At 60.7% G+C, this 11,942-nt stretch carries 11 protein-coding genes and 1 pseudogene; 2 read left to right on the forward strand and 10 right to left on the reverse strand.

Annotated features, from left to right (window positions below):
- Window positions 1–85: 85 nt before the first annotated feature.
- The 9 genes from ASD52_RS27860 to ASD52_RS27900 form a co-directional block, all read right to left on the reverse strand.
- A complete protein-coding gene (locus ASD52_RS27860; RefSeq protein WP_057206748.1) occupies window positions 86–1,480 on the reverse strand; it encodes a sulfite oxidase in 1,395 nt (464 codons plus the stop codon).
- A gap of 252 nt (window positions 1,481–1,732) precedes the next feature.
- Complete coding sequence (locus ASD52_RS27865) at window positions 1,733–2,650, reverse strand: hypothetical protein (RefSeq protein WP_057226192.1); 918 nt, start codon at window positions 2,648–2,650, stop codon at window positions 1,733–1,735.
- Window positions 2,651–2,820: 170 nt separating this feature from the next.
- Window positions 2,821–3,876 (reverse strand): ABC transporter substrate-binding protein, encoded by a 1,056-nt coding sequence (locus tag ASD52_RS27870; RefSeq protein ID WP_057226194.1) that lies wholly within the window; start codon window positions 3,874–3,876, stop codon window positions 2,821–2,823.
- Between the two features lie 17 nt (window positions 3,877–3,893).
- Window positions 3,894–5,036, reverse strand: a complete 1,143-nt coding sequence (locus ASD52_RS27875) for an FAD-dependent oxidoreductase (protein ID WP_057226196.1) — start codon at window positions 5,034–5,036, stop codon at window positions 3,894–3,896.
- A complete protein-coding gene (locus tag ASD52_RS27880; RefSeq protein ID WP_057226198.1) occupies window positions 5,033–6,430 on the reverse strand; it encodes an FAD/NAD(P)-binding oxidoreductase in 1,398 nt (465 codons plus the stop codon). The genes ASD52_RS27875 and ASD52_RS27880 overlap by 4 nt, the downstream gene beginning before the upstream one ends.
- A complete protein-coding gene (locus ASD52_RS27885; RefSeq protein WP_057226200.1) occupies window positions 6,423–6,731 on the reverse strand; it encodes a (2Fe-2S)-binding protein in 309 nt (102 codons plus the stop codon). The genes ASD52_RS27880 and ASD52_RS27885 overlap by 8 nt, the downstream gene beginning before the upstream one ends.
- An 8-nt stretch (window positions 6,732–6,739) precedes the next feature.
- Complete coding sequence (locus ASD52_RS27890) at window positions 6,740–7,534, reverse strand: ABC transporter permease (protein ID WP_057206737.1); 795 nt, start codon at window positions 7,532–7,534, stop codon at window positions 6,740–6,742.
- A 4-nt stretch (window positions 7,535–7,538) separates the two neighbouring features.
- The gene (locus ASD52_RS27895) at window positions 7,539–8,411 is read right to left on the reverse strand and encodes an ABC transporter permease (RefSeq protein ID WP_057206736.1); all 873 of its coding nucleotides are present in this window, start codon (window positions 8,409–8,411) and stop codon (window positions 7,539–7,541) included.
- Window positions 8,411–9,472 carry an ABC transporter ATP-binding protein gene (locus ASD52_RS27900; protein ID WP_057206734.1) on the reverse strand — a complete coding sequence of 354 codons (1,062 nt, stop codon included), beginning with the start codon at window positions 9,470–9,472 and terminating at the stop codon, window positions 8,411–8,413. The genes ASD52_RS27895 and ASD52_RS27900 overlap by 1 nt, the downstream gene beginning before the upstream one ends.
- Window positions 9,473–9,801: 329 nt before the next feature.
- Between ASD52_RS27900 and ASD52_RS27905 the strand changes: the two genes are divergently transcribed.
- Window positions 9,802–10,635, forward strand: a complete 834-nt coding sequence (locus ASD52_RS27905) for an IclR family transcriptional regulator (RefSeq protein ID WP_025430617.1) — start codon at window positions 9,802–9,804, stop codon at window positions 10,633–10,635.
- A 548-nt stretch (window positions 10,636–11,183) separates the two neighbouring features.
- Entirely contained in the window at window positions 11,184–11,411 is a 228-nt protein-coding gene (locus ASD52_RS27910) for a CopG family transcriptional regulator (RefSeq protein ID WP_156613047.1), read from the forward strand.
- 362 nt (window positions 11,412–11,773) lie between these two features.
- Here the strand turns inward: ASD52_RS27910 and ASD52_RS40385 are convergent.
- Window positions 11,774–11,893: pseudogene (locus ASD52_RS40385) on the reverse strand (LysR family transcriptional regulator); the annotation flags it as partial.
- Between the last annotated feature and the right edge of the window lie 49 nt (window positions 11,894–11,942).

Raw genomic sequence — 11,942 nt, forward strand, 5'->3', positions numbered from 1 at the left:
CTGCAAATGCACTTGGCCATCCGACCGCATCCGCCGCGGCGACATTTTGCTGACCAGACGTCTCGTCGAGCACTCGCTCTGAGCTTCAGATCACCTGTGCGGTTACAGAGTGGATCGAGTTGTTACCGTAGCCCAGACGGTTCCACTCGGCGCGCTCAGGCTGAGTCCGGCCGGCCATGTCGGTGGCGCGCGCCCGCACGGCGAGCGGCCCCGTCTGCTCAAGTCGCGTGATCAGCTCCCACCATTGCCAGGCAGAGCGCCGCGGTTCGCCGACGAGCCGCGCCTCGCGCCACGGGCCGTCGTTTAGGCTGACATCGACCCTGGATATGCTCCCGGCGCCAGACCACGCGACGCCACGGATTGCGGTCTCGCCGCGCGGTAGGCTCTCCCCCTGATCGGGCGAAGAGATCAGCGCCCGCACACTCATGAGCGTCACCGGCGCGCGCTCGTCGCGCCCGTTCCGCACCCACTGGTACCAGTACTTCTCCGTTTGATAGTGGGTCTCGCAGGGCTTGTCGGTAACGACGATCTCGGTCAGCCACTTGACGGACGCCACCGCATACCAACCGGGCACGATCAGCCGCAGCGGATAGCCATGAGTTGACGACAGCGGCTCGCCGTTCATCTCGTAGGCGAGAAGCGCGTCCGTTTCGCGAATCTGGTCGAAGCTGAGGCCACGCTCGAAACGAATCGGCGCATCGTGACCCTCGACGAGCCCGCCGTCCGCACCGCGGAACGTAAGTTCCGTCGCGCCGGACCGCGGGCCTGCCCGTTCGATCACCTTGCTCAAGGGAACGCCCGTCCATTCGGCGGTGCTGACGGCGCCCAGGCCCCAGGCTTCGCCGGGCACGGCCGGATCGAACAGGCTGCGGCCGTTGCCAGCGCATTCGAGGGTTACCACGAGGCTCTCAGCGTAGAGATTGTGAAGGTCCCTCATGCTCAGACTCAAAGACCTTTCGACCAGCCCGTTGACGGAGAGCCGATAGCTCTCGCCATCGAGGTTCGGAATATCGAAGTGATTGCGCAAGTAGAACCGACCATTGGGCACGACTGCCCCGCCCGCGAGGTCCTGCACCGACGTCTCGCCGTTCAGCGGATAGACGCTATGAATTAGGAGCCCCGCCTCAACGGCGTCCTGGCAAGCGTCCGCCGGGTCGAGCACCGCGGCGGAAACGTCGGCCGGGCGTGCATCGCAGCCGCCGCTCGCCACGACCCCGGCGCAGGTCGACGCCGCCATCACTTCGACCTCGCCGGCTTGAAGGAACGGCGTCAAGAACGCTTGGAGGACGGTCTCATCCGCCGCTTCGGCAATGAAGAACAGTGAATGGGAACCGCGAACGACGGCTTCGCCCTTGATGACCACGCCATGGCGAGCGGCGCTAGGCCGGCTCAAATGGTTCAGCAGCATCGCGCCCTTGGCCGGATCGCGTGCGGGGCAGGTTTGGGGCGAATGCTGATGGTGCACGATGAAAAGAGGCACTGGGAACCTCCATACTAGGGCGGGGTTGCCCTGCGCCAAACCGCAAGTTGCGGCCTGCAAGGCGATCGGTACCGACCCTGAAGACACATTGCTCCGCTAGAACTGCTCATGATCATTTCAAGAACCTGCACGATGCGGAGATGGATCGCGCCTCCCGACGATACATTATGCGACCGTGAACGCAAAACCCGGCAGATCCAGCGTCCTTGTCGGGTCTTCGCACCGCCCGGCTCTCTTCCTATTTTTAGGATCTTAGATTTCCATCGTGGTGGAAAAAAGCACTGACGGTATCTCTGGGTTGTCCGCGTCAGTGACAAGCAGGAGGTCCAGACGGCTTCCATCCGATCGAGCGTGGATACCCTCTATCTTGTGTGGTCGCTCAAGGCGACGCACCGAACGCAAGTTACCATTATTGTCAGCTATTCCAATTGCAGCGCCGATGCAGGGTCCATCACGGAATGCATCTTCGGTATCTTCTGCAACGGCGCTGAAAACCATATCGCCGTTGCTCAAAACGGCCGCGTCCGTGAAGGAGAATGGCACACCGTGGAGAACCCCCAAGTCTAGCCGACGGATAGAAGATGGCTTGATGGCTTCGACAGACCCGGCCTGCAATGCATCCAGTACTGTTGAAAGCGGGAACCGGATGATCGCGTTGTCGGCTTGGCTCTTGTTGCCGCGCTGGAACAAGCGCAGTTCATCGCCAACCACGACCGCGCCTTCAATATTGACCTCGGAGAATTCCTCGTTGAGCGGAACAAGAATGGGTGAAAGATCCACGGTTCGGGGCGGCATCAGCATCTCGACATCGGGACCTAGTCCAAGCAGAACGCCCCTGCGGCGGTTGGGTCTGGAGCCTGAGCCAAATGCCAATAGCGCGCCATGAGGAAAATTCCGGAAGGCGGGAAGGCGTGCGAGCGCTTCGAGATCGGGTTTTTGCCGCTTGCGGGCAGCCTTGGCCTGGGGCAACACGCCATCAAACAGGCGGATCAGATGACCGGGCTTCCCGTTGATCAAGGAAAACACGCCTAGGTGAAGCTCATCATCTGCAATGACGCAGATGATCGAATCCAGGCACACGAGCCCGCTCGCAGCACTTAGATGCAAAGGCCCGATCCCGGCGTCAGCCGGTGAAATATCTAACTCGCGTATCTTCGTGAGAGCGATCATCCCTGCGTTCTAAAGCATGCTCATGCAAATACAATTGGTCAGGCCAAGGCATGAAGCGCCTTGATCTCAGGCGTGTTGCGCTAACAGTTCCGCAAACGGCTGCGCCCTCCGCCGGGAAGCGGAAGGCGCTTAATGTCAGGCCGAACTGGCGAGGAGAGATTTTCAGCGCATTAGCGCTCGATCATGCGGTTCCAGCGCTTGTTCCAGTCCTGACGGCTCTTGTTGATTGCATCCCAATCCAGAACCTTCGCGGTTTCCATGTTGGTCTTGAAGGTCGCCAGCTTCTCATTGGCCGCAGCCGTACCGGCCTTGGCGTTCCTGTTGGACGGAATGATGTTGCCATTGTCCAGCGCCAGGCTCTGAGCCTCTGCCGACAGCAGGTAATGGGCAAGCTTCTGGCTGAGTTCCGGCTCGCTGTTGTTGGCGATGACGCATTCGGTTACGGCGAGAACGACTGAGCCTTCCTTCGGCTGGGCGTATTCCACCGGTATACCCTTGTCCTTCAGGTTGTTTACCGCCGTCGGCGTCAGCGGGAAGATCGCCGCTTCGCCGGTCTGGACCATCTCCGAGATCTTGGCAGAGCTTGGAATGAACTCGATGACGTTCTTGCCGATCATATCGGAAAACTTCTCGAAACCGGGTTCGACATTGGTCTCGTCGCCGCCCTGGATGCGGTTGAACATCAGGAAGGCATGCAGGCCGAAACTGGAGGCGGAAGCGGACTGGAACACCACCGCATTTTCGAACTTCGGATCGGCCATATCCATCCAGGAGCTCGGTGCCGGCCAGCCCTTTTCGTCAAAGAGCTTCTTGTTGTAGGCAAGGCCCGTCATGCCCATGTCGACGCCGATTGCCATGTCATCCTTTAGGCGCGCAGCCGGCTGGATTTCAGCAAGCACAGGATCGTCGGCGATCTTCTGGCAAAGCCCGGCGCCAATGGCGCGCACCATGACGCCGTCGTCGAGCAGCATGACATGCATCTGCGGATTGTCCTTGGCAGCCGTGGCCTTGGCGAGAATGTCGGCGGAGGTGCCGGGAACGATGACGACTTTGACGTCATTGGCGTTCTCGAAGGGAGGCAACACGTGCTCGGTGTAGGCGCGCTCGAAATTGCCGCCATTCATGCCGATGTAAAGCGTCTTGGTTTCCGCCTGGGCGGTGGTCTGCTGAACGGCGAGCGCGAGCAGCGCGAGGGCCGAAGTTCTCATAAGGCGTTGGTCAACCATGGTATTCCCCTTTCTGTTTACAACGAGACTGCAGTTTGAGCCGCTACTTGACTGAAGCGGCCGATGGAAAAGGCATCGATAGGCGTGGTGCTTTGCCCGGTGGCGACGAGCTCCAAGAGCACTTCGCCGACGGCAGGCGCGATCTGGAACCCGGCGCCGCAGAACCCGAAGGCGTGGAAGAGGCCGGGCGTCGTCTGGCTTGCGCCGATGACCGGATTGCCGTCAGGCATCTCTGCTTCCGTACCGGACCAGAACCGGATGACCTGGGCAGTGGCCAGATGCGGAAAGAGCGCTATGGCGCGCTGCATGACCGATGAAGCCGCCGTTACCGACGGCCGCGAGAAATCGGGATCGGCAAGTGCTGCTCCGCGCCCGCCACCCATCACATAGTTACCGCGCGCAACCTGCCGTCCGTAAAAACTGCCGCCCTGCTCGCCCATGCTGACCGGCAATCGCATCGGCAGCGGCTCGGTGACGACCATCGAGGGATAGATGCGGGTCAGTGGAACGCGTTCGCCGAACTGCGCGGCAAACATATCGGACCAGGCACCGGCGCTGTTGACAATCTGACGGCTGCGAATTTCGACATTCTCTCCCGCAAGCACGGCAAATCCGCTGCCGGTCGCGCGCACATCATGCACAGGGGTCTGTTCGAAGACCTTCACGCCCGCGCGTTCCGCCGCACGCGCGAAGGCGGGCGAGACCAGCCTGGGATTGGCATGACCGTCGCCTGGGCAAAGCGATGCGCCTGCGCCTGCCGCCGACAACCAGGGGAAACGCGTCTTCAATGCGGCAGCCCCAACCAACTCGAGATCGAGCCCGTAGGGATTGGCTATCTCGGCATAGGCTTCCAGCTTGGCAAAATCCGCCTCAGTGCGCGCTAGCTTCAGATGGCCGGACGGCACGTATTCTCCGTCAATGCCGACCAGTGCCTTCAGTCGTGGCCAGATGCCGTGTGCCCGCTGGGACAGCGGCAATTGCTCGGGAGGCCGTCCTTGCCGGCGCACGCCGCCATAGTTGACACCGCTGGCCTGGGCGCCGCAGAAGCCCTTATCGATCAGCACAACGGCAAGTCCGGCCTTGCGCATCGCCAGCGCTGCTGAACTGCCGACAAGCCCGCCGCCGATGATGGTCACATCCGCCGAAATGCGCTGGATCATCGGCCTGCCTCCCTGTCGAGCGGACCGCCGAAGGCGAGCGGAATTGGCTTCACCGGCGCCTGCGCCCGCAGACGGCCGGTTTCCTGCGGCTCGACATTGCGGATGCTGCGAAGCACCTCAGTTGCGGCGGCCGAACACATCCGCCCCTGGCAACGCCCCATGCCGACGCGGCTCAAAGCCTTCATCCGATTGATCTCGCCGATGTTCCCGGCCTCGACCGCGCGGCGGATCTCGCCGATGCTGATTTCCTCGCACCGGCAAAGCGTCGTCTTGGCCGGCACCGTCTCGAACCAGTCGCGCGGGAAAGGAAACGCATTTTCGAGAATTTCGCGCTGGCGCAGGATCCGTGCCCGGGCAGCCATCAATGGCCGAAGACGATCGCCCTCGACCGTCTTGCCCACATCATTGAGGATTGCCAATGCCGCTAGCTGGCCGTCGATCTCGGCGGCATCGGCACCAGCAATACCGCTGCCGTCGCCGGAGACGTAGACATCCTTGCGGCTCGTGCGGCCCAGGGCGTCGCGTTCCGGCAACCATGTCCGGTCGCGATCCTCGAAGCGGAAGCGACATCCGGCGAGGTCGGCCAGCTGCGTTTCCGGGCGCAGCGCAAACCCGTAGGCAATCGCGTCGCATTCTAGCTCTTGTGTGCAGCCACTCGCCTGAAAGCGGATGCCCTCGACCCGGTCTGCGCCGATGACCGTTTCGGGCCGAACACCATATCGGATCTTGACGCCCGACAGTTGGAGCTGAGCGCCATAGAACAGGCCGAGCGCGACGATGCGCGGCGCTCGGGCGAACAGCGACACCAGATGAATTTTCGATCGCAACGGCGCTGTATCGAGCACGGCGGCGACTGTCGCTCCCGCCTTCATGTATTGCCACGCAACAAGATAAAGCAGCGGGCCGGACCCCATGAATACCAGTCGGTCGCCAACCGTGCAGCCTTGCGCCTTCAAAGCCGTCTGGGCGGCACCGAGCGTGAATACGCCCGGCCTCGTCCAACCGGGAAATGGCAGCACGCGGTCCGTGGCGCCGGTGCACAAAAGCAGCTTGGAAAAGGCAATCTGGTTATGCACGCCGTCAGTCATCATATCGAGGTGACCGCCGCGCTCCTGGCCGCTGACGTTCCAGGCAAGTGTTTCCGGCCGATACTCGATTGCCGGGCGGAGCCGCTCGAAGGCCGCGTGCAACTGCTCGGCCTTTCTCGCCTCGGAGCCGTACCGGTTGCGGTAGGAACGGCCGTCGTCGATCATCGGGCGCCGGTAGATCTGCCCGCCGGCGCGCAATCCCTCATCGAGAACAATCGGCCGGATACCGGCTTCGACCATTTGTTCGGCGGCGCGGATGCCGGCCGGACCGGCACCGACGATCACGATCGGCAGAGCATCAGTCATGCTCGACGCGCTCTATCGTGGTCGTGAAAAAAGCCATGCCGGGTTTCAGTGCCGTGCTGCACGCACGCACGCGGCTACCGTCCGCCGTCATCACGAAGCAATCCTGGCAGGCGCCGATCAGGCAGAAGCCTGCGCGGTTCTCGCCGGTGAATTCCGCCCGGCGAAGGCTGGATCCGAGCGAAAGGATGGCCGTCATGACCGTGTCGCCACGTCGTCCGATTTCGGGCAAGCCGTTTAGCAGGAACGGGATTGCTTCCTCGTCCCGGCGATATCGGCGCTTGAACAGGGCTTGTCTCGACATCGCCGTTCTCAGCCTTTGCCGACAAGAAGACGATCGAGCCCAAACATCCGGTCGAGGACGATCATAGTCACGGTCGCAAGCGCGATCATCAGCGTGGAAACCGCGGCCATCATCGGATCGATGGATTCGCTGGCATACATGTACATGCGAACCGGCAAGGTCACGGTCGAAGGCGATGTGACGAAGATAGACATCGTCAGTTCATCGAAGCTGTTGATGAAGGCAAGCAGCCAGCCGCCGCTGATCCCCGGCAGCAGCAACGGCAAGGTGATGCGCTTGAACACCGTCCACTCGGCCGCTCCAAGGGTGCGGGCCGCGTTCTCGGCGTTGCGATCCATGCTCGTCAACGACGCGAGGATGAGCCTCAGCGTATAGGGCGTGATGATGATTGCATGCGTGGCCACCAGCCAGGTGAAGGAGCCGGTCATGCTCATCAGCGAAAACAACCGGAGAAAGGCAACGCCAAGAACCAGATGTGGGATGATCAGCGGCGACAGGAACAATGCGTTCAGCACATCACGGCCGCGGAACTCGTAGCGCGTGATGGCAAGGGCGGCCGGGACAGCAAGCAGTGTCGAAATCGTTGCCGAAAGGAGGGCCAATCGAATGCTGTTGCCGAATGACGACATGAAGTCGTTGTGGCGGAAGACTGCCTCGAACCAGCGCAGCGACAGGCCGTTCCATGGCATGGCCAAAGTGTTTTCAGGGGTGAAGGCCACGAGGCACACCACGACCATGGGAGCCAGCATGAACACGACGATGAGGCTGTGAAAGACCAGCGCGACAGGACCGTTTCTCTGCATGATTTCAACCCAGCTTCCGTTTGGCCTGCTGCTCGATGAGCCTGTTATAGGCGAGCATGATCACGAGGTTGGCGACGAGGACGATGATGGCGATGGTAGCGCCGAGCGGCCAATTGAGTTCGATCAGGAACTCGTCGTAGACGAGCGTCGCCGCCATCTTCAGCCGCCTCCCACCGAGAAGGCCGGGGATGGCGAAGGAACTCGCCGACAGCGCGAAGACGATCAGGCTGCCGGAGAGAATGCCAAGGGCGGCCTGCGGAAAGACGATCCGGCGCAGGGCGGTAAAGCGGGATGCGCCGAGCGTGAGCGCCGCCGCCTCGACGGTCGGATCCAGCTTCTGAAGCACCGTCCAAACCGGGATGACCATGAACGGCAGCATGATGTGGACGAGGCCGATGACGATCGCCGCTTCGGTGTAGAGCAGTTGCACCGGCTCGAGGCCGACGGCGGCAAGCGCGCCGTTCACCAGCCCGTTCTTGCCTAGCAGCATGCTCCAGCCAAAGGTGCGCACGACCACCGAGACTAGCAACGGGCCGATGATGACGAGCAGGAAGATCGACCGCCAGGGCTTGCGCATGTTGGAGAGGATGTAGGCTTCCGGAACACCGATCAGCACGGCGATCACAGTGGTCAGCAGCGCCAGGCGCAGCGTACGCCAGAAGGTCGAGAGGTAATACTCGTCCTGCAGAACGGTCAGATAGTTTGCGAGCGAGAAGTCATTCTGAATGCCGGCGGTATAGTCGTAGCTGTTGAACGACAGGATGATCGTTAGCGCCAGTGGCAGCAGAACAAGCCCAATGAAAAACAGCGTTGCCGGAGCCGAAAGGAACAACGGGGCGAAAGCGCGCGGCGCCGCCGCAGGGGTCGCCGCGCCCATCACTCGGCAGCTCCCGCAGCGAGAACGCGACAGTCGCCATGCTGCCAGGACAGGCCCACATTTTCGCCTTCCAGCGGCGGCGGTGCGCCAAGATTGGGAACGGCGACGGCCAGAACGCCGGCCGGGGTCGCAGCGCTGACCAGCCACTGGCTGCCCATGAAGTAGCGGGTGGTCACGGTTCCCTGAAGCTGCCCGTTGGATGGTGTCGTCAGACGCAGCTTTTCCGGGCGGATGAATACGGAAACATCCTTGCTTGCCGTCTTGGCGTCCGTTTCGAAGGTTATGTCGGTACTACCAATCGAGATTGTGGTGCCCGCACCGTTTGCGACCGCAGTCGCCGGCATGAAGTTCGACTTTCCGACAAAGGAAGAAATGAAATCGTTGCGCGGGTGTTCATAGAGTTCGTAGGGCGTGTCGACCTGAGTGATCTTGCCCTTCTCCATGACCACGACGCGGTCGCTAATGGAGAGCGCCTCGGCCTGGTCGTGCGTAACCATGATGGTGGTGATGCCGACGGCCTGTTGGATGCGACGCAATTCGAACTGCATTTCTTCGCGAAGCTGGGCATCGAGGTTGGACAGCGGCTCATCCAGCAGCAGAACCGGCGGATTGATGACCAGCGCACGGGCGATCGCCACACGCTGGCGCTGGCCGCCGGACATCTCGCGCGGATATCGATCGGCGAGCGCCGAGAGGTGGACGAGAGCAAGAATGTCCTTGATGCGCGTTTCGCGCTCGGCCTTCGCAACCTTGCGCATCTCGAGGCCGAAGCTGACATTTTGCGCAACCGTCATGTGCGGGAAGAGCGCGTAGCTTTGAAAGACCACGCCGAGCTGCCGTTGCGGCGGCGGCATGTAGGTGATGTCGCGGCCGCCCATCATGATCGTGCCCGAGGACGGACGCACGAGACCCGCGATCATTTGCAGCGTTGTCGTCTTGCCGCAACCGGATGGTCCCAGAAGCGAGATGAACTCGCCCTTCTCCACACCAAGGTCGAAATTGTGAACAGCGGCAACCGATCCGTAGAATCTGGAAACCTGTTTTAGGCTGAGGAAACTCATGCTCGCTCTCCCGTCATTCATTACCTGAAGAGATCGCCTGCCCTGATTTTTTTGTCAGCGATCCATGCGGCAACGACACGTCGTCAAAATCCATTGGGCCCGCTCAGACAGATGCCGAAGTCAGCAACTGCGGCCGTCACGACCGGGCCGCACAGTTTTCCCGGTCGGGACGAACGGCAGTCCGTCCACGTTTTCCATCCGCCACCTTGAGAAGGGCTTGCCGGTTAATTTCCGGAGTTTGGCAAAAAACACAAACCGAATTTTCTATGTTGAAATTTTTTATGAAAAAAGTCCATAATTCGGAATATTAATAGGGGATCTATAAATTTATGACGCAGATTTCGGAATCCGAAGCCGTTGGCAACTCCAGCCTCTCGAAGGCAATCCACATCCTGAAAGATCTGGCGGCGCAGTCGGTGGAAGGTGTGCGGTTGATCGACCTTGCGCGCAGGTTGAATCTGAGCCAACCGTCGGCACATCGTCTGCTGAAGACCCTTATCGCCGAGGACATGGTTGAGCAGATGCCGGACAGCAAATCCTACCGTCTGTCGCTGGAGTTCTTTTCCATCGCCTCGCAGGCAAGGCGGCGCGAGGGCATCCTCGATATCGCCCGCCCATCACTGCTGCGACTTTCGGCGACCTTCAACGACACAGTGTTTCTGCTGGTGCGCAGCAACTTCGATGCAATTTGCCTCGACCGCGTCGAGGGGCCGTTCCCCATCCGCTCGTTTACCGGCGACATCGGCGGCAAGGTGCCATTGGGCATCGGCCAGGGCAGCATCGCCATTCTCTCCTACCTGCCGGAGGAGGAGCGCGAGGCCATCATCAAGTTCAACATGCCCCGCATCATGGATCGTGCGGCGATCGATGAAGTTGATCTGCGCATCAAGATCGAGGAGGTGCGCCGCATCGGCGCTGCGCAGATGAATTTCGAGATGATTGAAGGCATGGCCGGCTTGGGCGTTCCGGTTCTCGATCGAAACGGCATTGCCGTCGCCTCCTTAAGCATCGGGACCCTGGCATCGAGGCTGACCGAAATGCGCAGCGGCACGATCACCGATCTGCTGAAATCGGAAGCGCAGGCGATCAGCAACAAGCTCAACCCGTTCGATCCGACCTTGCGCTATCCCGCTTCGGCATTGCGCGCCTCGTCCAAGTCTTAAACTCTTCAAAAGATATTCGGACTTGGACGCGCGCTCCTACTGTGATCCGGCGTGCAAAAATTGGATGTCGATACGCCGAGACGGAGACCGTGCCAGCGAAGATCAGTTGGGGCGTCGTGAAGATTGGGCCCGCCAAAGTGACCTCTGCGGCGGGATATCGCCGCTCACCAGCTTTATACATTGAATTAGCGGCAGCAGATATTGCCCGTAAGGCAATCTTGCGCGCCAGCACAGCGACATCATTCTCAACGGCCTGTGGATCGGCCTCGACACGAACTGATCCAATATCAGAGCAGTCGGTTCGGTACTGGACCACTTGAACGGATATCGGATCAATCATTTGATATTCGTTGGGAGAAGACACGGCGACTCCTATCGTTCATCTATGCGGCGGTGTGCCGCAACGTTGAGGCGCAAGTCGACGTCATCCTGGCCGCCCTCCGGCGGGAGGCAGGCTGAACGGCTGCGACGCTCTTCTGTATCAGTCTTGGGAAATTCAACCTCTTGCCCTATATGATGTGTGATGACTGATGCGCGATGAGGCAGATTTGAGAACGACACTTGCGATCGATGACGATGTCCTGATTGCAGCCAAGGCCATGGCAGCCCAGCAGCATCGGAGCCTTGGCGAGGTCATTTCCGAGCTGGCAAGGCGTTCTTTGCGCCGGCCCCGCAGCGGTAACGAGCGCAATGGAATTCCTCTTCTGACGTCACGACCGAATACCCCGCCAGTTGCCCTCGAAATCGTCAACGCCTTGCGTGACGAACTGCCGTGACTTTCCTGCTCGGCGTTAATCTCCTGATCGCGTTGATCGATCCGGCCGCAAGCAAACAGTAGCAGCGGGCACAGGGCAACTCTGCCTTGCACCTCATCGCGGGTGCTAGGTCGTAAGTTCCCGTCGATATAGTATGCGATCCTAAACGCGCAAAACCAAACGGAGGCCTCCCCCTTCGCCCGAGCACATCGACCGGTTCGCTGCTTTTGCATTTGATGCTGACCACGGCGGACGCACGCTACCAAATTCCCGCCGAGGAGCGATGGTAGGTCTCAATTCGGGGCGTCCATCCTGATCGGACAGTCCCGAAATAACCCAAATTCGCGACGTGACCCACGTTTCCCTGTCGTCCCTCTGGGGAATTAACTCGCCAACGTTGGACCTCCATGGCGGCTGATCTCTTTTTCAATCTGCACGATCAAGGTGTCGAGTGCCGGATTTCTCGTCCCGCGGGCTCGTCGGATAACATAGGCCAATGATGGCCAATCGTATTCGGCGTGAAGATTGTGACTCCGCTGGTCCCGGCTATCC

Source organism: Ensifer sp. Root142 (assembly GCF_001426785.1).
GTDB classification, from domain to species: domain Bacteria; phylum Pseudomonadota; class Alphaproteobacteria; order Rhizobiales; family Rhizobiaceae; genus Ensifer; species Ensifer canadensis.